Below are 24,928 nucleotides of genomic sequence, written 5' to 3' on the forward strand. Positions count from 1 at the left end.
GAATAGATGTCAAATGAAATTATTACTCATAAATTCCGAGAATTGCTGTTGCCGTCATTGCTTATAGCAATGGCTTTAAACATAGCTTCAGTTGTTGATGCAAGTTTTGTATCAACATTCATCGGACACAATGCACAAGCAGCTTTACAGGTTTTAGAACCTTTGGTATTGTTAATCACAATATTTGAATGGTTATTTGGATTGGGAGGTCAAATTTTAGCTTTAAATAAAAAGGCGGAATTTAATGCAGATGGAAGCAATCATTATTTCACAACTTCAATGCTTGCAACAATTGTTCTATCAATTTTGATTTTATTAGTATGTTTTTTATTTAAAGATGCCTTAATTAATCTATTGCATCCAACTGCCGGATCACTACCTTATGTAAATGCATATAGTGTATATTTATTCATTTGTTTCCCAATTGCTACTGTATTAGGTGTTTTATGTCAGTTTATTCGTGTTGATGGACAACCAAATTTTGCTTCAGGAGTAATTATTCTTGTAAATATTATCAATATAATTTTAAATTATGTGTTCCTTGGTATCTTTCATATGGGCATTGAAGGAGCATCACTTGCAATGTTGATAGGTTATATTATTGGAGCAATTTGCACTTTAAAATATCATTTTGATTCAAAAAGAACCTTCAGATTCGTTTTATCCAAATTGAAATTCAAGACTTGGATTGCCTCAACAATTGAAATAATTAAAATAGGTCTTCCAGGCGCAAGTATGGGTTTTTTTAATGTATTACTGGTCTATATCATGAATTTGATTGTCAGTGGCGTTTTAGGAGAACTGGGTTTGGATATATTCAATGTATGTGTGAGTGCATTGTTGTTAATAAGTATCTTAATCATGGGATTCGCCGAAACATTATCTTCCATTGTTCCTATTTATTATTCGCAAAATGATTTTTATAACTTGAATCATATTGTGCGAAATTCACTTATAATAACATTAGTCTGTTCACTGGTATTTACTGTATTTCTGTTAGTATATCCTGATGGATTATTGATGTTTTTCAAACTTCATCAAATGCCTAATGACGGATTGGTGGAAAATGCGATTAGGCTATACTCATTAGCATTCGTACCTATGGCATTTTCAACTATGTTGTTGTTTTATTATGAAGGAATTGAAAGAACTGTGGAATCCGGGATCATTACAATCATTTCAGAATTTCTAGGGCCGTTAATGTTTACCTACTTATTGTATCCCTACATTGGCATCAACAGTGTCTGGGTATCTTTCCCGTTAGGTTTTATTCTATCGATAGTTGCTGTTGCCGTTTATGTAAAAATAATTGAAAGAAATGACGATGAATATTTTGGTCTGTTTTTCATTAGAAAGGGATTAATCGAAAAAACTAGAAATTACACTTTAGAAAGCAAAAATGATGATGAGAAATCTGAAATGTTCAGTCATTTAGAGAATTTGAATGCGGATAATTCATCTATTGAAACATTAGATAAGATAATAAACACCATTTTTGATTCAAACAATGGAAAGGTGCATGTTGAAATATTATTGATTGACTATGGTGATAAGATAACTATCAATATGAAAGATGAAGGGGATCGCGAAGTAATGAAAGGTATTGAAAAATCCTTTTCGCAAGATAACATCAAAGTTAGTGAAGTAATGGGATTTAATAATATAGAATATGTAATAGAAGCTAACTAATTTTCTTTATTTTTTTTCATTGAATATTTTAAATATTTTATTCAATGAAAAAAATTAAAAAGAAAAAGTCTTGCCCGTAGAAGTATTTTTAAAAATAATAATTCCTAGTTAAATGATAGATAGCATTATGCAAAAAAATTTATAAAAAAAGAATAATGGTTTAATGTTATGCATCTGCATACAATAAACCGATAGCTCTGTATAAGAAAAGCAGCATAAAAGGCACTCCGACAAAAATACCAATGAAAACGCCAATATATGGAATTAATCCGATTAGTCCTATGATAAGTGACAAAACAAATGCTATTATATAAATTACAATCAATGTAACTATTATCTTTATCAAACCGACTTTTGACATGTCTCTTAGTATTTGTCTGAATCTCAGACCTTCAGTTCCGCTTCCGGTTTTTGCAAATCTTACAAGTCCTGTAAATGACATCAATGAAAATATGATAAATAATATAATTGCAACAATTAAAGTAATGGTTAGCGCATTTGTGAATGTGTTCATTGTTGTTTTCGGAACTGCAGCCATTATTGTAGTCAAATTGTTTGCATTCTTAGACATTGCATCAATGCTGATATATACGATTTTAGTGAATGAGGTAAAAAGTCCGGTTGCGGAAGCGACAATTATGGTAATAATCGCAGGTATAATGAAATAGATTATATCCAAAATCAATGCTTTAATTCCATTTACAAATTGTTTTACATAATCAAAATCCGGAAGTGTATCATCACCATCAGCTCCACTTTTAATGACCTCAACACAGTACCCTAAAACTATAATTGCAACAATTAAAGTAACAAGGGTCAAAATGAGGGATAAAGTACTATCCTTAACACCATATGACGGAAGAACTGTTGATAAACTCATAATAATAATTAAAGCACAGAATATTAAAAATTTTCGAGTATCGCTAATAGGAAATTTAATAGCGTCCATTATAATTTCACGTAAATTCATATTTATCACATAATTTAACTGATTGACAGATATATATCTTTAGATAATAGTATTTAAAATTTAAAGTATGTAACTATTCAAACTAATAGTACAAGTCATGTTCGACTTAATTGCCATAATCTTATATAGATGAATAAATATAAATTATTGATATAGAGGCATAATATGAACAAAAAAATAGTTGCATTGATTCTTGTAATATTTATTTCATTTTGTTTTTTAAGCATTGTCGTTGCCGACAGTGCCCTGCATAAGGATAACCATACAAATCATGACAAAACAATCGATAAAGATAAAAAAGTCGATAAAAATAAAAAAACGGACAAGAACAAGACAACCGATAAAAACAAAACGAAGAATAAACCCAAAGGGAACTTCATTTTAGCTTTGGGAAGTGGAAATGACATCATGTTCAGCGATGGGTTTAGAGGATTTATTCTTGATCATTCAAAACCTGCTGCAAAGTCCGGAGATGAATTCAAACGTGCCTCTACATCACATGCCGGAAATTCGAATACTCTGAAGAAAGGCATAATAGATAGCTACATGGATGATTCAACTGACCAGATTGAATCAAAAATGAATGATTCTACAAAAAACGAATCTTCCAGTTCCAAGGCTCGTGAATCGTCTGCGGCATCATATGGATCAATAGGAGACCATGATGTCGTTAAGATAAATGACCATACTGAAGCTATTTTTGATTTTGAGGTTTTAACATCTGTATCAGGTAATGTATCAGATTATTTTGCATATAAAGTATCATTTAGAAACATTGAAAACCAAACCAATAATACTAATGTAACAAATACAACAAACGTTACCAATACAACCAACATTACAAATTTAACTCAACCAATGGATAACCAAACAAATGCCACATTTCTAAAAGGATTATATGATTATTTGGCTTTCCTTGCAAATTTACTCTTTAATGCATGGAAACCTATTATAAGTACATTAATAAATAACTTTTTAATGCTTTACAATGCTCTGGGCGAGTTGGTAAATCTATTTGCAAACTTTTTAAGTGACCTTCAGTCTTTGATGGACGCTCTTGGAGAACTTTTAAAGATGCTTGAATCGTTATGGAAAGAACTTGATGGACTTTTAAAATTATTAGCTATTCTAATGAATCTCATTCAACAGCTTTTAGACTTAATTCAGGCCATAATAGATTTCATTTTGCAACTTATCGATGCTATTATCGCATTGTTAATGGAACTTTTAGAATGGCTGTATGCATTAATACAGTTCCTTATAGATTTAATCAATCAACTCATAGCATTAATTCAAGCGATTTTAGCCTTCTTGAAAGCACTTGGCAGTTTCTTGATTAATGTCATTGAAAGTGCAGTAATTATAATAACTACATTCGTGATTATTACAATTGGAGCATTTGTTTACAACAGAATAAGATAATCTTCATCTTATTTCTTTCTTTTTTTTGGATGTATTCTTGGTTAAATATCTAAATTATACATATTAAAATTCATGAACAGTCTCTTCTGCAGTTGATGTTGTTCGATACATTTCTGGATTCATGTTAGTTATAGGTATTTTTAAATAATATCTTAACCAAATTAATAATCATTACAGAATGGGAGGTGACCTTGTGGCTAATGAGAAAATTGCAGGGTTATTATATATAATCTTGGGTTTACTGCTGATTATTTGTCCAGTATTTTCATCTGAATTTCTTTCTATATGTATTGGTTTTGCTTTAGCAGGTTTGGGTATTGCGACAATAAGTAAAGGTATTCTTTTTAGAAATGAGATAAGTAGTGCTTATTCATTTTTGGCTATAGCTATTGGATTTATTTCATTGTTATTTGGAATTTTGTTTATATTCTTTATAAATGCTTTAACATTCCTTGGATCTCTACAATTCTATATTGTTGGAATTATAATGATGGTATATGGATTAATGGGAGTGTTCTTTTTAGATGCTAAACATAAAATTTATTCAATCATTGTTTTAATTTTAGGCATTTTGGTTGTTATATTTGCGGCATTTTTAGCATCACAACCGATTTTAATAGCTATACTTATTGGAGTCGCATTAATTATAGAAGGTGTATTCCTTTTTGTTATGGGTAAAAGCATGAAATTAATTGAACAAAAATGAATAATTTTTCTTAATATTGTATGATGAGATATAGTTCTCATTAATTTTTTTTGATTATTTTTCCTTTAATTCCACATACTATGTATTTTTTTATATATTAAATCCTAATTCGACAAGCACTAAAAAAAGAAAAAATCAGTAGATGTTAATACATCTACTTAATGGTTAGTTTTGCCTTTACTGTTTTTGTTTTGTAGTATTTGCTACCATTATATTTTCCAACAAGGGCAGGGACAAATGTATTCATGAGGGAAATCAATACAGAAACACTAATTGGGGATATGATGGTTGGAGATATTGATGTTGCATATTCCACATATTTGGGTTATGATGAAATTGCCCACCATTCAGGAGTTAGAGATGAAGATGCATGGTTTGCCCTTAAAGGGATGGTCAGACAGATAAGACGTTTATTAAATGGGAACCGATATTCCCCAAGAGAATATCAATTTGTGATTCAATCTGACCATGGTCAAACTAATGGTGCAACATTCAAGCAAAGATACGGACAATCATTTGAAGATTTCATCAAATCTCTGCTTCCTCATGATATTAACATGTATGCTGAAATGTCTTCAAACGAAGACCACTTTGCGGAAGTATATGTTCCATTTTCAGATAAAATCAAATACTTTAAAAACAGAAGAAAGGAATATAAAGAAAAAAAGCTATTGGAGTCTGAAGTTGTTGTGCTTGCATCCGGAAATCTTGCAATGATTTATCTAACCCGTTGGGGCCATAGATTAACATATGAAGAAATCAACGAAATGTTTCCAGATATGATTGATGAAATAGTCAATAATGAATATGTCGGCTTTATTTTGGTTCGATCATCTCAAAGGGGAGATATGGCAATAGGTAAAAACGGAACATATTGCTTGGATAATGATGAAATTGAGGGAGAAAATCCTCTTGAAGGTTTTGGAGACAACATCGTTCACCATTTAAAAAGAAACAGTTCCTTTAAATACACTCCAGACATTTTGGTCAACAGCTTTTACGATGTTGAAAACGATGAGGTTTGTGCCTTTGAAGAATTGGTTGGAAGCCATGGTGGTGTTGGAGGAAGCCAATCAGAACCATTTATTTTATATCCTTCAGATTGGAATGTTCCTGATGAAGAGATTATAGGTGCTGAAAACATATACAAGGTGCTTAAAACAAATTTGGCAAATATTAAAGAAACTGCTAAAACTGACAGAGATTCAAAAGCTTCAAAATAGTAATAAAATTGTTTAAACTGTTATTTGCATGTATGGGGATATATGGGCTTCTTTAAGTCTGTATATTTGAACATATGTGTATTTTACAGACTTTTTTTTCAATTGTCGTGTAGGTTACGGCAATTTTAATTTCAGTATATAATTACATGATTTTAACGTTGAAAAGGAATTTGTCTTCATTATACAAAAAATCAAAAAATAATCATATATTTTCAATATGGATTAACTATCAAAATAATTAATAAATCCATTAATTAAATTGATTATATTATAATTATGTATAATTTAATAATGTGTTTCTTTAAATTAATGGAGATAATAATAAAAATAATTTACTTTCAAACATTAAATATATATAAACTAATTTCTAAAACAATTTTCTATTAACTTTGCATGTTAATGTTTATTATTTTTCATGTTTCACAATCAAAAAATCGGGTTATATCTTTAAAATGGATTAGTTTAGATTTGAATTAAGTGTATAGGTGATTTTAAATGGTTATTTGAATGTGGATAAATGAATTATAATCTTAGACCTAATTCTAAGCTTAAAACTGTTTTCACATTTATTAACCATAATAATTACTTTTTGAATTTTTTAAGGAATATTATCGTTGTAATTGTTACAATTTATGTTGACAATCAATGCTTAAAAGATAGAATTCATTAGATGATTTTGAATTAAACTACTTTATTTTTTGTCAAAAATTAATTTATCAATTATTTCCATATCCAGGTTTTCTTCAATAATTTCGGCCAATCTGTTTAATGAATAGTCTTTTTGGGTTTCGTAAGGATCTTCTCCATATTTTGCCTCAAGACCTTTTTTAACTCTCAAATAATTTAGAAATTCTCTTCTAAAGTTATAATTATGGAAAATTCCATGGAAATAGGTTGCAAAAACGTTTCCAAAGGATGCACCATCAATAATACCGTCTTCATTGTTTCCCTGCCCTTGCTTTATGTTAAGCAATGGGGAGGAATCTAACAGTTTTGTGGTACCTTCATGGATTTCATAACCTCTGACTTCTTCACCAGCAATATTTTTGAATATTTCTCCTGCAATTCCATCAATATTTTCAGGTATTGTTGCAATGGATTGTGTAACTATTTTATCGGCTCTTGAAAATTCTGATTCAATATCAAGCAATCCTAAACCTTCAATTGTTCCATGTTTTGATTCTTTTTTCTCTTCATCATGGATTATCTTTCCCAATATCTGCAAACCACCACAAATTCCTATTATTGGTATTTCGGATGATTTGGAAATAATTTTGTCTGCTAGTCCACTTTCACGTAATGCATACATGTCTTCTGTTGAATTACGTGTCCCTGGAATTAAAATAGCATCAACATCACCAATTTCATCATTAACTCCAATCATCTTAAGGCTTACATCGCTTTCATATTCGAAGGGATCAATATCTGTGAAATTCGCTATTTTCGGAAGTCTGATTACTCCAATGCATATGTCATTGTCTTCGCTAAAAACATGTGTGGTCAATGATGCGGAATCTTCTTCCGGCAATTTTAATGTTTCATCATATGGCAGAACTCCCAAAACTGGTTCTCCTGTGATTTCTTCAATTCTATCAAGTCCTGGCTTTAAAATATCCAAATTGCCTCTGAATTTGTTGATAACAGTTGCCTTTAAACGGGACCTGTCGTAATCATCTAGTAAAACATATGTTCCTGCTATGGCTGCAAAAACACCGCCCATTTCTATATCTGCAATTAAAATTACATTGGCATCAGCCATGTGGGCTATTTCCATATTTGCAATGTCCTGTTTTCTCATGTTGATTTCAGCAGGTGAACCGGCACCTTCAATGACTATGATGTCGTAATCCGCTGATAAAATATCAAAACTTTCTTTGATGGCTTTTAAGGCAGTATCATGATATTTGTGCTGATAGTCATAGAAATTCATATCTCCAATTGATTTTCCTTGAATAATCACATTGGAAGTAAAATCTCCTTTTGGTTTGAGTAAAACAGGATTCATATGTATACTTGGTTCAATCATTGCAGCTTCAGCCTGTAACATTTGTGCTATTCCAATTTCACCGTTTTCCTTTGTGGTGTATGAGTTTAAAGACATATTTTGTGATTTGAAAGGAGCTACCTTATATCCCCTATTTTTATATATTCTACATAAAGCTGCTACAAGCATGCTTTTTCCTGCATTTGATGATGTTCCTTGAACCATTATACATTTTGTCATGTAATAAAGTATTGAATTAATGTTATAAATAATTTTAAATTTTGAAAGAAAAAAAGTCATTTTATGTTTAATCTAATTTGAAAAATGTGTTGTTTTCGTTTTCTTCAAAAAAGCAAATTTGATATAATCAGGGGGTTTTAATACGTCTGAGTATAAACTTTTTGAGTAAAACTTTTTAACACATTAATCAAATTCGATTAACAGAAATTAAATATTGTAATTTAATCCTATAATACTATATATTATTATTTATTGTATATATTTATTATTTTTAATTGTAAATTATTTTTTAATTTAGTAAATTTAACTTTTAATTTATTATTTTGATAAAAATTAGTTAATTTCATAATTTTGAATATAATGATATGAATTAACCATATGTTCGGTAATGTGTTTTCTTGAATTTGATTGGGATTCTTATGTCCATTTTATTTTTCTAACCTTTATTTACTAAAATAGAAACCTTTTTATATATTTAATAAACAATATTTAAATAGTATATCAAACTTAATTTTTTAATGATGAATTTATTAACAGAAGCGAGGTTTATTTTATGAAATTTGAAGAACAAGAATCAATTGAAGAATCTTCAAAAGAAGTTATAGTTGAAAGTGAAGAACAAGAATCAATTGAAGAATCTTCTAGCGAAGTAACAGTTGAAAATAATGTAAATGAATCAACCTCTGATGATGAAACTCAACCTATGTTAGATTATGATAATATTAAAAGTTCACAGGATATTGATGTCCCTCCTTTATTGATTGATCAGGTAATTGGGCATGAAGAATCAATTGAAACAATTAAAAAAGCTGCTAAACAAAGGAGAAATGTTTTATTAATTGGAGATCCGGGTGTTGGAAAATCCATGCTTGCTAAGGGAATGGCACAAATCTTGCCTCATGAAACTTTACAGGATATTTTGGTTTATCCGAATATGGAAGACAATAACCATCCATTGATTAGAACAGTACCTGCCGGTGAAGGTAAAAAAATCGTAAAAGCCACTAAAGGTTCAGTTAAAGGTCATGAAGAGAGAAAAACAATAATTACAATGTTTGCGATTGGTGGGGTGTTGGTTATTGGATTCATGTATGGAAGATTGTTGGAATCCATTATTGCAGCTGCATTAATTTTACTTATATCAATTCAAATCAAACCTAAATCAAATAATATGTCTCCTAAATTATTGGTAAATAATGAAGAGTCAAGATTCGCTCCATTTATGGATGCAACTGGTTCTCATGCAGGAGCATTATTAGGTGATGTTCGCCACGACCCATACCAATCAGGAGGTCTTGGTACTCCAGCACACGAACGTGTGGAAGCTGGAATGATTCATAAGGCTAATAGAGGAGTTTTATACATTGACGAAATAGGTACAATGTCAATGAAAACTCAACAAGAACTCTTATCTGCAATGCAAGAAAAGCAATATTCAATCACTGGTCAAAGTGAAAACTCCAGTGGGGCAATGGTCAGGTCACAGGCAGTTCCATGTGATTTTGTCCTTGTAGCTTCAGGTAACTTGCAAGTTCTTGAAGGAATGCACATAGCAATGAGGTCAAGAATCAGAGGATACGGTTATGAAGTATTCATGAAGGATTACATGGAAGATACCACTGAAAACAGAGAAAAGTTGGTACAGTTCGTTGCTCAGGAAGTTAAAAATGATGGAAGAATTCCTCACTTTGCTCCGGATGCATTGGATGAAATTATCATGGAAGCAAAAAGAAGATCAGGTAAACAAAACTCTTTAACCTTAAGGTTAAGGGACCTTGGTGGATTAGTAAGGTCTGCTGGAGATGTAGCTATTGAAAAAGGAGCTGATCTTGTTACTGCAGAACATGTATTTGAAGCTAAGAGATTTGCAAGAACCTTAGAACAGCAAATTGCAGATAGGTCAATTATCCAAAGAAAAGATTACAGTATGGTTTCCGCTGAAGGTGGAAGGGTTGGACTTGTTAATGGTCTTGCCGTTATTGGAGACAGAAGTGGAATCGTTTCCCCAATTGCTGCTGAAGCCGCACCTACACAATCCAAGAACGGTGGTCAAATCATAGCTACCGGTAAATTGGGTGAAATTGCTCAGGAATCCGTACAGAATGTAAGTGCACTTATCAAAAAATACACCAACAAGGACATTTCAGATTATGACATTCACGTTCAGTTCATCCAGACTTATGACGGTGTGGAAGGGGACTCAGCAAGTGTAAGTATAGCAACAGCCGTAATCTCTGCTGTTGAAGAAATACCAATCGATCAGACTGTAGCGTTGACCGGTTCTTTAAACGTACGTGGTGACGTAATGCCAATTGGTGGAGCAACAGCTAAAATAGAAGCTGCAGCAGAAGCTGGAATGAAAAAGGTATTGATTCCAAAATCTAACATGAAAGATGTTATGATTGAGAAAAAATACGAAGATATGATTGAAATCATTCCAACCGAAACTCTTAGTGATGTTTTAGAAAATATTTTAATTAGCGGTTCTAAAAAAGATTCCCTAATTGAAAAAATGAAAAACATCGGTTCTAAAGTAGCTGAAAAAGTTCCGCAAACAAGTGTCAATAATCCAACCACTAACTAGTTGGATTAATTTTTTTTCTATTTTTTTTATACAAATTTTTATATATTTTTATCTTCAAAGGTTAAATTATGAGTAGTTTTAAAATTAGTGCGGCAAAATTAATCGCTAAGGTTGGGGGGCCATTTTCAAAATTAGGTTCAGGTAGCGGTAAAAGTTTTGCAGGAATTATATTTACAAGAATAGCTGGTGTTGATGCAGTTTCAGAATTGTCCAAAGATATGGGCATTGGTTCAATTATTCTTCACTTTTAATAAAATTATTATCATCTGATACTCAAATAAGAAGCAGTTTTGAGAGCAATACTATTAATGCTATTGCTTCTGCATTCATTCAACAAAAAGGAGATTTGGGTGTTTTTGAATATGGTATTCGTAATATCAAATATGGAATTCCAGATACAGTTCAAAGGGTGGTTGACCCAATCGGTGTAGTTTATACAACCATCTCTCCGGAACATGCGCAGGTTGCAGGTGTTAAAAATCCGTTTGAAGATTATTATAAAGCTAAAAGATTATTGTCACAAGGAATGAAACGGGGAGTAATCGTAACTAATGCGGATGATCCAAGAACTGCACTACTTGGAATTGATAAGGAAAATGATGTGAAGGTTAATTATTACGGTATTGAAACCGATGATGTGGAAGATATCAATGGAAATGCGGTTGAATGCCCTAGATGTGGTGAAACATTAAACTATTCTAAATACATATTAAATCACAGGGGAGTTTATACATGTAGCTGCGGTTTTAAACGACCTGAATTAAATGTAAAAGTCACTGATGTCGAATTCAATCCCGATTCATGGAAATTAACTATAGACGGAGATTTGTTCAATTACACTGTTTCAAAAAATGTTAAATTTAACTTTGACATAACCGTGCCTGCATTCGGTTTTCATAACATCTATAATACATTGGCTTCAATCACAACTTACGCAACTTTCACTCCTAAGGTTGAAAACATTAAATCCACTTCAAAAAGCGTATTTAACAATTTGGACATGTCATTCATTCCGCCTGGAAGATTTGAAGTTGTTGACATCGGAGGTAAATTCGTAGGTCTCGGTCAGGGAGATAATGGTGATGCTGCCAAAATCAATGCGATGTTTATGAATCAGTATGTTGACGGACCGCTTGAGTTTATTTACACAACTCCTGATGTGGATGAGGAGGAAATCTTTGATGATCATTTTGAAGTCATAAAAAGCATGAATCCTGCTCATGTTATTGTTGTTCCTGGAAGGGAATCTATTGATAAGGCTCATGAGTATTATGAATTAATTAAAGAAGAATATCCTGATGCCGAGTTTTATCCGTTAAGTTATAGTGAAATGGATGTTAGAATTAAAAAATTAGTTGAACTTGCCCGCAATTCTGACTATGATTATGTAATCATGACTGGCTGTGGTGAGGAACAGGCAATGTGGGAGCGAATAAAAAGGAATTTAATAGATAACTAAGGTATCTATTATCTCTTCTATTTTTTTGTAAAAGTCCAAATCGCTTTTTTCTATTTCTTTAAATGATGCGTCAATGCTGCAGCCGCAAAGGTCTGTACTGCCGATAATGAAATCATTTGAATCTTTTTTAATCAAAATGCCGAAAATTCTTTCTTTTTCATTTGCATATTTTTCAAATTCATCTTCTGAAAGCTTAAAGTTGTAGTCATTGACTGAGTAGATGTCGCATTCATTAATGACTGGGATGAAAGTATACATTCCAGCTGCAAGAAATATGTTTTCATGCTTTAGAATTTTCAGGATTCTTTTTTCGTAGGTATCGTCTTTTTTGATGCCATAATCATCGAATTCCAAAATGTTGTTTGTCCCCATATAGTAATTGTCATGGATGATGGTGGCTACCAAATCCTTGTCCACATAATTATCGCAGGAAGCCCTAATGTTTTTAATAGTTTCATTAATTCTCATTACAAAAAGCCTCGTATTTTTCATATATTGAAAGCATATGTTCAAGTTTATAAATTTCATTGATTCCATCTATACTTTCATGATTTAGTTTGATTTTTTTGATATATTAATTGAAGTTATTTTTGAAAGATTTGATTTTTAATGACGGAAAATATGGATTGATTTTCAAAAATGTAATCTCCAACATATAACTTGTCCGGGTTTTCGGGAATTGCTGATGGAGGATAGAAATCATTATTAAAATAGAAATAATTAACAAATTCGGAAGTGTTCAAACCGACATTATGGCCGTTATCATTAGTCACATAAATATTTACACCATATTTTTTCCCATTATCAGTATCCTGCAACTTATAATCATAGGAATAAAGATTACGTCTATTTGTACCTGAATCCTCATAAGAACAGATTTTAACGATAGCATCAACAGGGTCGGTTGCATAATCAGTATAGTTTCCTCCCCTAAAGCCGTAATACTCATTAGGAATAACTAAAAATTCACCAGTGTTTAACTTACCCACCAAAACAGTTTCATTATAAATCACACCGTATTTTCCATCAGGTGCCTTGATGAAAAAATGACCATAACCGTATTTGTTAAAGATTTTTTGAATCTTGCTAAGGGAATCTGATGAAATATTTTTGGAAGCAAGCATTTCACAAGCAATATTCTCTATATCTCTGGTTTCAGTGTCATTTGAAGAATCTCCACCATGGCTTGCAATCCATCCATCTTCAGTAATCATTGCATGAATGAAATGAGAATCGGGGGTGTCTATCTCCTGTACAATAATTTCCTGATTATTCAATTTATCATTATGTATAAGCACACCGTCATCACTGAATTCAGCATCTTGTCTAAAAGCGAAAACGGTTTCATCTTTTTCCTGAATAGCAAATGAACAGCATTGAAAATGTGATTCATTGAAATCTGAATCGAAATCAGTTTCACTTACATCACTTGCACATATTACAGCGCCAGACAGACAAACAATCAAGCACACGAACAGGAATATTTTCTTGAGATTCATATTATGCCACAACTTATTTCACTAATATGTATTTTATTTAATTTGTAATATAACTTTTCCTAAAATTAAAAATGCTTTCCAAAAATCAATGCTAAAATCAAGAAAATGAACATTCAAGACCAAACAGAGTGCTTCAAAAGGAATATATTGCAGAGAACCAATTTTGAATGACAATCAAAAAAGGATTTAGAAAATCAACAAAGTTTTTGAATGAGTCTTTTTAAACTCATCATAAAATATTAAATTATATATTATACAAATATATTAATATCTAAAATTTTAAAAATTTTTGAGGATTGAAAAAGATGATTTATTCGACTGAAATTGAGAATATGTGTCCTGTTCGCAAAGGTGCAAATCACGGACCAGCTCCAATTCCTGAAGAAGGTAAATGGGTAAAAGCAAAAGAAGTATCAGATATTTCAGGCTTTACTCATGGTATTGGCTGGTGCGCACCACAACAAGGATGCTGTAAATTAACTTTAAATGTTAAAGATGGTATAATTGAAGAAGCTCTTGTTGAAACTTTAGGATGTTCTGGAATGACACATTCTGCAGCAATGGCTGGTGAAATATTGGTTGGAAAAACTATTTTGGAAGCATTAAATACTGATCTTGTTTGTGATGCGATAAATACTGCAATGCGTGAATTATTCTTACAAATTGTTTATGGAAGAACCCAATCTGCATTTTCAGAAGGAGGACTTCAAATTGGTGCTGGACTTGAAGATTTGGGAAAAGGTCACAGAAGCCAAGTAGGAACAATATTTTCCACAAAAGAAAAAGGACCAAGGTATTTGGAATTGACTGAAGGTTACATTACTGAAATTGGCCTTGATGAAGATGATGAAATAATCGGTTATAAATATATTAACCTGGGTGTCATGCTAGACCAAATCAAAGATGGTGTTGACCCATTGGAAGCTATTGAAAAGGCAACCGGTCAATATGGAAGATTTGATGACGCAGCCAAAAAAATAGATCCAAGAAAGGAGTGATTACAATGAGTTTATTTGAAAGTTATGAAAGAAGAATTGATCAAATCATTCCTGTTTTAGAAAAATATGATATTAAAGATATGGAAGAAGCAAAACAAATCTGTTTGGATAAGGGATTCGACCCTTATGAAATTGTCAAAGGCGTTCAGCCAATTTGTTTTGAAAATGCCTGCTGGGCATATACTCTTGGTGCTGCAATTGCTGTAAAACAAGGCTGTACCAAAGCATCAGATGCTGCTAAGGCCATAGGTGAAGGATTACAAGCATTCTGTATTCCTGGAAGTGTTGCAGATGATAGAAAAGTAGGTTTAGGTCATGGAAACTTGGCTTCAATGCTTTTAAGTGATGAAAGTGAATGTTTTGCATTTCTTGCAGGTCATGAAAGTTTTGCAGCGGCAGAAGGAGCTATTGGAATTGCAAACTCTGCAAATGAAGTACGTGAAAAACCATTAAGAGTTATCTTAAACGGTCTTGGAAAGGATGCTGCATTAATCATTTCAAGAATCAATGGATTCACTTATGTTCAAACTGAATTTGATTACTTCACTGGAGAAGTTAAAGTAGTTCGAGAAAAAGCATACTCTGATGGTGAAAGGTCAAAAGTAAGATGTTATGGTGCTGATGATGTAAGGGAAGGCGTTGCTATTATGCATCTGGAAGGTGTTGATGTGTCAATCACTGGTAACTCAACAAACCCAACCCGTTTCCAGCATCCTGTAGCAGGAACATACAAAAAGGAATGCATTGAACAAGGTAAAAAATACTTCTCTGTTGCATCCGGTGGTGGAACAGGCAGAACATTGCATCCGGATAACATGGCTGCAGGTCCTGCTTCTTATGGTATGACTGACACCATGGGAAGAATGCATTCTGATGCTCAATTTGCGGGCTCATCATCTGTACCAGCTCACGTGGAAATGATGGGATTGATTGGTATGGGTAATAACCCAATGGTTGGTGCTAGTGTTGCTGTAGCTGTAGCTGTTGAAAAAGCAATGAAAAAATAAGAGTTTATCTCTTATTTATCTTTTTTTTATGATTTTTAAAACTGAAAATCTAATTTTAAGGCCTTGGGAAGAAGGCGATGCTGAAAATTTATATCACTTTGCAAAAAATCCTAAAATCGGTCCGATAGCAGGTTGGCCACCACATGAAAGTATTGAACATAGTTTGACCATTATCAATACAGTTTTCAATAAAAAGGAAACTTATGCCATAACATTCAATGAAATTCCAATCGGTTGTGTTGGTCTTTTGATTCATCCTGATGGAAATCATTATTGGGGTGATGGATCAGCTGAACTTGGATACTGGATAGCAGAACCGTATTGGGGTAAAGGTTTAGTTGTTGAAGCTTCAAAAGTTATTATAAGACATGCTTTTGATGATTTGGATATCAAACAGATTTATGCAACATATAGAATTGAAAATACGCAGTCAAAAAGAGTCTTAGAAAAGCTTGGTTTCAGATATTATACTGAACTGGACAACGTTAATTATTTGGGTGAAACATTTAGGGAAGTTGCAATGGTTATGGAAAAATAGTTTTATATATTTTAAGATATTAACTTTATACTAATGACTAGAATTTGTAAAAAATGTGAATTTGAAAATCAGGATGATTATGATTTCTGTGCTAAATGTGGCACTCCATTGGTTGAAGGACTTAAACCTAAACAAGTTTATGTTTACACAGGTCAGCAACCTCAAATCAATAAGAAAGCCGTTATAGTTTCTTATATTGTTACTATTTTTTTATCATGGAGTGGTGTGGTTTTTGGAATTTTAACTAAAAATACTTCATTGAGTGCATTTGCATTTTTTGGTTTTTTCATGCCGTTCTATTTGCTTCAGGCACCTGTCAAAGAGCTTAAAAAGCATGGAATAATACAATTTATTATTTCTGCTGTAGGTGTTGGTTTATCTTTTTATATTATGTTGCATTAATAAAATTAAAAAAAGGGAAATTATACGAAAATAAATCTAATATTCCCCATTAAAATTTGTATTGGAACTTGGAATACGTTCATTCCGTTCTTGCTCATTGCAGTATCCATTGCATCTCCCCTATCCATTGTTCCAGGAACATTTTCGTTTCCAGCATAACCGTTGTATGCATCATTTGCACGAATATCATCTACAATTGTAGTGCCGAATATTGCCTCTGCAGCATCATTGTTTACGCTGGCAATTATATGGGGTGTATAATTGTAGCTGTAAGTCATTATATCACGTGCAGCACCATAAGGGTCTTTTGGATTGTCTATATGGACATTATGCAATGTTTGACCTTGAGCATTGACTGAACTTCCAGGATAAACCCAGTCATATCCTATAATGGAAAATTTGGCAGCCATATCAATACTGGCATCTTCTCCTGTATCTTCAGCAACTATCAGAATAGGGCTGACAATTGTTGTTGCCAATGCCGCCAATATTACTGCAACAATTACCAATATAATTAAAGGTATTATTTTCATGTTTTAATTTTATAATTCTTTTAAATATTAATACTTAACTTTTTTAATTATCAAAAACATATTAATTTATATATAAAAATTTTGGTGATATTGTGATTATTGGTGGTTCAGCTTCTCAAGATTTGGCAGCTCATGTTGCTCGTGAACTTGGCGAGGAAGTAAGTTATGTTGAAACTAAAAAGTTTCCGGATGGAGAAAGATATTTGCGAATTAATGGCGAAATTGAAGACGAAGTGACTGTTATCCAGTCAACAGGATATCCTCAAGATGAAAATTTAATGGAATTGCTCTTTATAATTTCTACTCTTAAGGATTTGGGAGCTAAAAAAGTAAGGGCTGTCGTTCCATATATGGGATATGCAAGGCAGGAAAAACGTTTTAATCCTGGTGAATCAATTTCAGCAAAGACAATTTGTAATTTAATTCAGGCAGCTGGTGCAGATGAATTCATCACATTCAATATTCATGAGGCATGTGTTTTGAATTTCTTTGATATTCCTGCAAAAAACGTCTCAGCAATGCCTGCTATAGCAGAATACTTAAATAAAAAATATTTTAAGAAATCTGATGAAAAACCGTTAATTATTGCTCCTGATAAAGGAGCATATGGATTTGCACAGGAAATTTCTGAAATAATCGGATGTGACTGTACTTATTTAACTAAAGTACGTTTAGGTCCCGATAAGGTAGAAACCAGAATTGTGGATGTCAGATGTGACAGTGAAAGTGACAATACTGTTAATATTGATTCCGTAAAAGGAATGCATGCGATTATTGTGGATGATATAATTGCTACTGGAGGAACTATTGTAAATGCAATAAATATCCTAAAACAGTATGGGGCATCTTCAGTAGACGTATGCTGTGTACACCCGATCTTAACAAATAATGGTGCTACAAGAATCTATGAGGCCGGAGCTAATAAGATAATTGGTACAAACAGTTTATCTTCAGATACATCACGTGTTTCCATTGCAAAAAGTATTGCTGATGCATTGAGGGAATAATATGCCAATTGATAAAGCTAAAATTAAAGAAGAGCTTGTAGATAAATCAAATAATATTTTAGCCAAATATGCTGAAAAGGATATTGTTGAAAGCGTATCAGTAATGAATATGGCTGCTAAAACAGTGTTTTTAGGTTCACTGAGAGTTTACAATGATGATGTTGTATCCAATATAAAAAAAGATTTGAAAAAGGAATTGACAGGTTATGGTGATTTGACAATAAGGGATGAAAAGGTAATCCCTTGCTGTGCTCCAAGATATGTCCATATTAGTTTTAATATTTCTATTGAAAATTAGATATTATGAAGGAATTCAAATTAAATTCTCCCTATAAGCCATTGGGTGATCAACCAAAAGCAATTAATTCTTTAGCTGATGGAATAAATGAGGGAATAAAAGAACAGACTCTTTTGGGAGTGACAGGTTCAGGTAAGACATTTACAATGGCGAATGTTATTGAAAAGGTTCAAAAACCAACCCTTGTTATTTCACATAACAAAACTTTAGCAGCACAACTATATGAAGAATTTAAGGAATTCTTTCCGGATAATGCAGTAGAGTACTTTGTTAGTTATTATGATTATTACCAGCCGGAAGCATATGTTCCAAGAACAGATACATTCATTGATAAGGAAGCTTCAATAAATGAAGATATTGATATAATGAGGCACTCTGCAACTCAATCCCTTCTTTCAAGGGATGATGTGATTGTAGTAAGTAGTGTAAGTTGCATTTACGGTATCGGTTCTCCTGAAGATTATGGTGAATTTGCTTTTGGAATAGCTGTCGGTGATGTTTATGACAGGTCTGAAATAATAGCTAAACTTATTTTTATGCAGTATGAGCGAAATGACATTGAATTTGACAGAGGTCAATTCAGAGTTAGGGGAGATGTTATAGAAATTAATCCAGTTCATGGAACTCCACCTATAAGAATTGAGCTGTTTGGTGATGAAATCGATGCCATTAGCTTAATTGATAATGTTACAGGTAAAAAGAAGGAAAGCCTTAAAAGATACATGATTTTCCCTGCAAAGCACTTTGTAGTAGGGCAGGACAAAATGGATGTTGCACTTTCAAAAATCAGACAAGAATTAGATGACAGGCTTTTGGAATTAAACTCAATGGGAAAATTGCTTGAAGCTCAAAGATTGGAGCAGAGAACTCGTTTTGACATTGAAATGCTTCAGGAGATGGGGTACTGTCCGGGTGTAGAAAACTATTCCATGCACTTGTCCGGACGTAAATGGGGTGAAAAACCGTATTCTCTTTTAAAATATTTCCCTGATGATTTTTTAACAATCATTGATGAATCCCATGTTACTGTTCCTCAAATCAGGGGGATGTATAATGGTGACAGGGCACGTAAGGAAACTCTGGTCGAGCATGGTTTCAGATTACCTTCCGCTAAGGAAAACCGTCCATTGAGATTTGACGAGTTTGAATCATCAGTCAATCAGGTCATTTACGTATCGGCAACTCCTGGACAATACGAACTTGCAAAATCAAGAAATGTCGTAGAACAGATTATCAGACCGACAGGATTGGTTGATCCTGAAGTCTTGATAAGGCCGGTTACAGGCCAGGTAGAGGATTTGCTTAAGGAAGTTAAATTAACCGCCGAAAAGGATGAAAGGGTATTGGTTACCACATTAACAAAAAGAATGGCGGAAGATTTGACAGACTATTATGCAAGAATCGGTGTCAAGGTAAGATATATGCACTCTGAAATCGATACCTTGGAAAGGATTGACATTGTTGATGATTTGAGACGGGGTAAATTTGACGTACTGGTTGGCGTAAACCTTTTAAGAGAAGGTTTGGATCTTCCTGAAGTGTCATTGGTAGCTATTTTGGATGCAGATAAGGAAGGATTTTTGAGAAATGAGACTTCCTTGATACAGACCATTGGGCGTGCAGCAAGAAATGTAAATGGTCGTGTAATAATGTATGTGGATGATATGACCGATTCGGTTAAAAATGCATATGACATTACCCTTAAAAGACGCAAACTGCAGATGAAATATAATGAAGTTCATGGAATCACTCCAAAGTCCACTCAAAGAACTTTAAAAGAAAAACTTGCAGAAGAAGATGAAAAATACAAAGGCATTGGAGCAGATGTTAGTACAATGCCGAAAGACGAGCTTCGTTTGTTAATCAAGGATTTGGAAAAAGACATGAAGGATGCAGCTGCAAGACTGGACTTTGAAAGGGCTGCAGATTTAAGAAACAAACTTTATGCCTTAAAAGGGTTTGACAAATAATCTCATTTTTTTTGGGTGATGAAATATTACTTTTCATATGCTCTTTAAAATACTTTATAAATGAGATTGTTCTAATATTATATAACTAATTTTTTTTAGGAGTGTATTATGGCTGAAGAATCTAAAAAACAAATTATCATTAAGGGTGCACGTGAGCATAATCTGCAAGATATTGATGTAAGTGTTCCCCGAGATGAATTTATTGTAATTACTGGTATTAGTGGATCAGGTAAGTCTTCATTGGCTTTTGATACAATCTATGCTGAAGGACAGCGCAGATATGTTGAGTCATTATCAGCTTATGCAAGACAATTTTTAGGGCAGATGAAAAAGCCTGAAATGGAGTCCATTGAAGGATTATCTCCCGCAATTTCAATTGACCAAAAAACAACAAGAGAAAATCCAAGATCCACTGTAGGAACAATTACTGAAATTTATGATTATTTAAGATTATTATTTGCAAGAATAGGTATTCCACATTGTCCTAATTGTGGAAAAGAAGTTTCCCATCAAACCATTGGTCAAATTGGTGAATCAATAATTGAAGAAGGGGAAGGAATTAAAATCCAAATTTTATCTCCAATCGTAAGGGATAAAAAAGGCCAATTCAAAGATGTGCTGGACGATTTGAGAAACAAAGGTTTCGTAAGGGTTCGCGTTGATGATGAAATAAGGGATTTGGAAGAAGACATATCTCTTGCAAAAACATACAGACACAATATTGATGTTGTTGTAGATAGATTAAAAATCCGTAAGGATGTTGATTTTAAAAGAAGGCTAGTTGACTCATTGGAAACTGCAGCTGAATTTTCAGAAGGTTTAATCACAGTCTTATTTGATGATGGCGATAAAGAATACGAAAAAAAATATTCAGAGCATTTTGCATGTGTTGATTGTGGAATAAACTTTGAAGAGCTAACTCCAAGGATGTTTTCATTCAATGCTCCACAGGGTGCATGTCCTGAATGTAATGGTATCGGTTCTAAAATGGAAATTGACCCGGACTTAGTTGTTCCGGACAAATCATTGTCTTTAAATGAAGGTGCAATCGTACCTTGGGCAAGTTCAGCTAAACGGGAAAATTATTATTTCCAAATGCTTGATGCAGTTTCAAAACATTTTAATTTCAGCATGGATACTCCATTTGAAGAACTTGATAAGAAATATCAAGATACAATTCTTTTTGGCTGTGATGAAAAAATCCCATTCAACTTTAAAAGAAGAAATAAATCCTACATGGTGAATCGTAGATTTGAAGGCGTTGTTCCAAGAATGCAAAGATTATATTTTGAAACCAAATCAAGCTATTCAAGAAAATACCTCTCCAAATTCATGTCTGATAGGAAATGTTATGTTTGTGACGGAAAGAGATTAAGGCCTGAAGTCTTGGCCGTTACTGTTGGTGGAAAATCAATCATTGACGTGTGTGATTTGGCGATTAAAGACTCATATCAATTTTTCCAGGATTTGGAGTTGACTGAAAGGGAAAATTTCATTGCAAAAGAAGTCTTAAAAGAGATTAAAGAGCGCTTAAGCTTTTTGGTTGAAGTTGGTCTTGATTATCTGTCCATGTCTAGGTCATCCGGAACACTGTCTGGTGGTGAGGCTCAAAGGATTCGTTTGGCAACACAGATAGGTTCAGGTCTGGTCGGTGTTTTATACATTTTGGATGAACCAAGTATAGGACTCCATCAAAGGGATAATATTAAGCTTATTGAAGCATTAAAAAGACTCAAAGACTTGGGAAATACATTGGTTGTCGTTGAACATGACGAAGAAACTATATTATCTGCAGACCATGTTGTTGACATTGGCCCTGGTGCCGGTGAGCATGGTGGTAAGGTGGTTGCTCAGGGAACTCCAGTGGAGATTATGAATAATCCTGATTCAATTACGGGTCAATATATTTCAAGAGCTAAAAAGATTGATATTCCTAAAGACAGGCGTGAAGGAAACGGCCAATTCATTGAAATTAAAGGAGCTGCTCAAAATAACCTTAAAGACATTGATGTTGAAATCCCATTAGGTAAATTCACCTGTGTTACAGGAGTCAGCGGTTCAGGTAAAAGTAGTTTAATCAATGAAATTCTATACAAGGGAGCACACGGCAAATTGTCCAAAAAATTCATGTTTGCTGGAAAATACGATAAAATCGAAGGATTGGAAAATATTGATAAGGTAATTGCAATTGACCAAAAACCGATTGGAAGAACTCCTAGATCAAATCCTGCAACATATACTGGTGTGTTCACAGATATCCGTGATCTGTTTGCAAATACTCCTGAATCAAAGGCAAGAGGATATAAGCCTGGAAGATTCTCATTCAACGTAAAAGGTGGAAGATGTGAAGCATGTTCCGGTGATGGTATAGTTCAGATTGAAATGCACTTTTTGGCAGACGTTTATGTGCCATGTGAAGTCTGTGGCGGTAAAAGATACAACGAAGAGACTTTAGATATCCGGTATAAAGGTAAAAACATTTATGAAGTCTTGGAAATGACTGTTGAAGAGGCATTGGAATTCTTTGAAAACATTCCAAAAATCACTAAAAAGCTTCAGACATTATATGATGTTGGTTTGGGTTATATGAAAATAGGTCAGCCTGCTACAACATTATCGGGTGGTGAAGCTCAAAGGATTAAACTGGCTAAAGAGCTTTCAAGGTCCAGTACTGGCAAGACATTGTATATCTTGGATGAACCTACTACTGGTCTTCATTTTGCAGACATCAAAAGATTACTGGAAGTTCTTGCTAGACTGACTGATGCGGGCAATTCTGTAGTGGTCATTGAGCATAATTTGGATGTTATCAAGACTGCAGACCATATCATTGACCTTGGTCCTGAAGGAGGGGACGGTGGCGGTGAAGTAATCGCTACTGGAACACCTGAAGAGATTGCCGAGGCAGGAACTTACACTGGTAAATTCTTGGAGCGCATGCTGGATGAGAATATTACTCCTTATGCAAAGGAATTGGTGGAAGATATAGGAAAATAATTTTTTCTATATTGTTTTTCTACTTTTTCATTGTGGTTAGGTTACTTAATGGTTTATTCGATTTTTCTTTTTTAGATAAATTATTTAATTAATTAAATCAAATATAATAATAATTATTTTAGGTGATAAATTGAGTTTTGATTTAAAAGAGGCATTTTTAATTTTTATCCGTGGTGTCCTTATGGGTTCGGCGGATATTGTTCCAGGGGTTTCTGGAGGAACCATTGCATTAATTACTGGAATTTATGGACATTTGGTGGAAGCGATAAGTAATATTAAGTTTGGATTTATAAAACCACTGCTTAAGGGAGATGGCAGAGGTTTTATTAATGGCATATTGGAAGAGATAGATTTCAAATTCTTCATTCCATTGGTTTTAGGTATTGGAGTTGCTTTTTTAACATTGGCAAAAGTTGTTACCTATTGTATGGATGTGCATACTGCTTTAACTTATTCATTTTTCTTAGGTTTAATTATAGCTTCAGCAGTAATCCTATTTAAAAAATTAAATGAAATTAACTTAAAAAATATTCTATTTGCCATAATAGGTGCTATTTTAACATATATTTTTGTAAGTTTAAATCCTATGGCTGCCCATCATTCTTTAATCATCATATTCTTCTCTGGTATGATAGCAATCTGTGCAATGATTTTGCCTGGTGTTTCAGGATCATTTTTATTATTGCTTTTAGGGCAATATGAATACATGTTGACAGCACTTCATGAGTTTCATTTTGCAGAAATCATAACATTTGTTGTAGGTGCTTTGATAGGTATTCTTGGATTTTCAAAAATCTTAAATTATCTGCTTAAAAACCATGAACACGTCACAATGGCATTTCTTATTGGGGTTATGCTTGGGTCTTTAAAGGTTCCTGCAGTGGAAATCATGAATTCAACAGGTTTAAATTTTTCAGGTCTTTTCCCATGTTTAATCGTTGCAGTAATTGGATTTGCGTTAATCATTATTTTAGAAACAAAATTTGACTATATTGAATAGTTCAAAGCGTGGCATATTATTAGTATATTGAGGTATGGTAATTTACCATATCTCATTTTTTCACCAAACTTTTTTGTATTTTTCTCATTGAAATTAAATTTAAGTTGGAATAACAACATGACTTCGCTAATGGATGATTCTTTCATTCTAGAATTATTATATTGTGAATTTAAAATAGTATAATAATAATATCCTTTTTTTCAACAGTTTTAATCTGTAGAGCTACAATAAAGCTGTATTAATGGTAAAAACTAAACAATTAAACTCATTCTTTCTTAATCAATGCAAAAAACTAAAAAAATATTCTTGCAAAAGATTATTAATAAAGTCGCATATATATTATTGTATTGATTTTTTTACATCAATTTAGTGTATAAATTAATTTATATGAAAAATTCAAGA

Annotated in this window: 19 protein-coding genes and 1 pseudogene; 15 read left to right on the plus strand and 5 right to left on the minus strand. The window is 32.9% G+C overall.

Going from position 1 to position 24,928, the window contains the following annotated elements; translation table 11 throughout:
* The first annotated feature begins 6 nt into the window (after positions 1 to 6).
* Positions 7 to 1,689, plus strand: a complete 1,683-nt coding sequence (locus tag QZN45_RS07940) for an MATE family efflux transporter (protein WP_296812340.1) — start codon at positions 7 to 9, stop codon at positions 1,687 to 1,689.
* A gap of 166 nt (positions 1,690 to 1,855) precedes the next feature.
* On the opposite strand, the gene QZN45_RS07945 is transcribed toward QZN45_RS07940, so the two are convergent.
* Positions 1,856 to 2,659: a DUF4013 domain-containing protein gene (locus tag QZN45_RS07945; RefSeq protein ID WP_296812342.1), complete on the minus strand. Its 804-nt coding sequence runs from the start codon at positions 2,657 to 2,659 to the stop codon at positions 1,856 to 1,858.
* 165 nt (positions 2,660 to 2,824) lie between these two features.
* On the opposite strand from QZN45_RS07945, the gene QZN45_RS07950 reads away from it, so the two are divergent.
* The 3 genes from QZN45_RS07950 to QZN45_RS07960 all read left to right on the plus strand — a co-directional run bounded on the left by QZN45_RS07950 (position 2,825) and on the right by QZN45_RS07960 (position 6,010).
* Complete coding sequence (locus QZN45_RS07950; RefSeq protein WP_296812344.1) at positions 2,825 to 4,081, plus strand: hypothetical protein; 1,257 nt, start codon at positions 2,825 to 2,827, stop codon at positions 4,079 to 4,081.
* Between the two features lie 193 nt (positions 4,082 to 4,274).
* Complete coding sequence (locus QZN45_RS07955; protein ID WP_292883365.1) at positions 4,275 to 4,787, plus strand: DUF308 domain-containing protein; 513 nt, start codon at positions 4,275 to 4,277, stop codon at positions 4,785 to 4,787.
* 245 nt (positions 4,788 to 5,032) lie between these two features.
* Positions 5,033 to 6,010 (plus strand): hypothetical protein, encoded by a 978-nt coding sequence (locus tag QZN45_RS07960; RefSeq protein ID WP_296812346.1) that lies wholly within the window; start codon positions 5,033 to 5,035, stop codon positions 6,008 to 6,010.
* Between the two features lie 691 nt (positions 6,011 to 6,701).
* Here QZN45_RS07960 and cobQ read toward each other — a convergent pair.
* The gene (gene cobQ, locus QZN45_RS07965) at positions 6,702 to 8,234 is read right to left on the minus strand and encodes a cobyric acid synthase CobQ (RefSeq protein WP_296812347.1); all 1,533 of its coding nucleotides are present in this window, start codon (positions 8,232 to 8,234) and stop codon (positions 6,702 to 6,704) included.
* Positions 8,235 to 8,937: 703 nt separating this feature from the next.
* Between cobQ and lonB the strand changes: the two genes are divergently transcribed.
* Positions 8,938 to 10,818, plus strand: coding sequence for an ATP-dependent protease LonB (gene lonB / locus QZN45_RS07970; RefSeq protein ID WP_296812370.1), 1,881 nt, complete (start codon positions 8,938 to 8,940; stop codon positions 10,816 to 10,818).
* Positions 10,819 to 10,883: 65 nt separating this feature from the next.
* Positions 10,884 to 12,277 (plus strand): annotated as a pseudogene (locus QZN45_RS07980) (Mur ligase family protein).
* On the opposite strand, the gene QZN45_RS07985 reads toward QZN45_RS07980, so the two are convergent.
* Together QZN45_RS07985 and QZN45_RS07990 are read right to left on the minus strand one after the other, a co-directional pair.
* Positions 12,263 to 12,745 (minus strand): hypothetical protein, encoded by a 483-nt coding sequence (locus tag QZN45_RS07985; protein ID WP_292882843.1) that lies wholly within the window; start codon positions 12,743 to 12,745, stop codon positions 12,263 to 12,265. The pseudogene QZN45_RS07980 and the gene QZN45_RS07985 overlap by 15 nt on opposite strands.
* Positions 12,746 to 12,861: 116 nt before the next feature.
* Positions 12,862 to 13,776, minus strand: coding sequence for a hypothetical protein (locus QZN45_RS07990; protein ID WP_296812353.1), 915 nt, complete (start codon positions 13,774 to 13,776; stop codon positions 12,862 to 12,864).
* A gap of 305 nt (positions 13,777 to 14,081) precedes the next feature.
* Here QZN45_RS07990 and QZN45_RS07995 point away from each other — a divergent pair, with 305 nt between their 5' ends.
* Genes QZN45_RS07995 through QZN45_RS08010 form a run of 4 tightly spaced genes read left to right on the plus strand, consistent with a single transcriptional unit; the run spans position 14,082 to position 16,721 of the window.
* Entirely contained in the window at positions 14,082 to 14,774 is a 693-nt protein-coding gene (locus tag QZN45_RS07995; protein WP_296801901.1) for an iron-sulfur cluster assembly scaffold protein, read from the plus strand.
* 5 nt (positions 14,775 to 14,779) lie between these two features.
* Positions 14,780 to 15,781 (plus strand): GGGtGRT protein, encoded by a 1,002-nt coding sequence (locus tag QZN45_RS08000; protein ID WP_292605894.1) that lies wholly within the window; start codon positions 14,780 to 14,782, stop codon positions 15,779 to 15,781.
* 28 nt (positions 15,782 to 15,809) lie between these two features.
* Positions 15,810 to 16,319, plus strand: coding sequence for a GNAT family N-acetyltransferase (locus tag QZN45_RS08005; protein ID WP_292605892.1), 510 nt, complete (start codon positions 15,810 to 15,812; stop codon positions 16,317 to 16,319).
* A gap of 33 nt (positions 16,320 to 16,352) precedes the next feature.
* The gene (locus QZN45_RS08010) at positions 16,353 to 16,721 is read left to right on the plus strand and encodes a zinc-ribbon domain-containing protein (RefSeq protein ID WP_292605890.1); all 369 of its coding nucleotides are present in this window, start codon (positions 16,353 to 16,355) and stop codon (positions 16,719 to 16,721) included.
* 20 nt (positions 16,722 to 16,741) lie between these two features.
* On the opposite strand, the gene QZN45_RS08015 is transcribed toward QZN45_RS08010, so the two are convergent.
* Positions 16,742 to 17,254, minus strand: a complete 513-nt coding sequence (locus QZN45_RS08015; RefSeq protein ID WP_296812355.1) for a hypothetical protein — start codon at positions 17,252 to 17,254, stop codon at positions 16,742 to 16,744.
* A 92-nt stretch (positions 17,255 to 17,346) separates the two neighbouring features.
* On the opposite strand from QZN45_RS08015, the gene QZN45_RS08020 reads away from it, so the two are divergent.
* The 5 genes from QZN45_RS08020 (at position 17,347) to QZN45_RS08040 (ending at position 24,526) form a co-directional block, all read left to right on the plus strand.
* Positions 17,347 to 18,261, plus strand: coding sequence for a ribose-phosphate diphosphokinase (locus tag QZN45_RS08020; protein WP_292605886.1), 915 nt, complete (start codon positions 17,347 to 17,349; stop codon positions 18,259 to 18,261).
* 1 nt (position 18,262) lies between these two features.
* The gene (locus QZN45_RS08025) at positions 18,263 to 18,559 is read left to right on the plus strand and encodes a hypothetical protein (RefSeq protein ID WP_292605884.1); all 297 of its coding nucleotides are present in this window, start codon (positions 18,263 to 18,265) and stop codon (positions 18,557 to 18,559) included.
* Positions 18,560 to 18,564: 5 nt separating this feature from the next.
* Positions 18,565 to 20,529, plus strand: coding sequence for an excinuclease ABC subunit UvrB (gene uvrB / locus QZN45_RS08030; RefSeq protein WP_292605882.1), 1,965 nt, complete (start codon positions 18,565 to 18,567; stop codon positions 20,527 to 20,529).
* Positions 20,530 to 20,637: 108 nt separating this feature from the next.
* Entirely contained in the window at positions 20,638 to 23,526 is a 2,889-nt protein-coding gene (gene uvrA / locus QZN45_RS08035) for an excinuclease ABC subunit UvrA (RefSeq protein ID WP_296812357.1), read from the plus strand.
* Between the two features lie 181 nt (positions 23,527 to 23,707).
* Positions 23,708 to 24,526, plus strand: a complete 819-nt coding sequence (locus tag QZN45_RS08040) for a DUF368 domain-containing protein (protein ID WP_296812372.1) — start codon at positions 23,708 to 23,710, stop codon at positions 24,524 to 24,526.
* The last annotated feature ends 402 nt before the right edge of the window (positions 24,527 to 24,928 follow it).

It is taken from the genome of uncultured Methanobrevibacter sp., from assembly GCF_900314695.1.
In the GTDB taxonomy this organism is placed as follows: Archaea; Methanobacteriota; Methanobacteria; order Methanobacteriales; family Methanobacteriaceae; genus Methanocatella.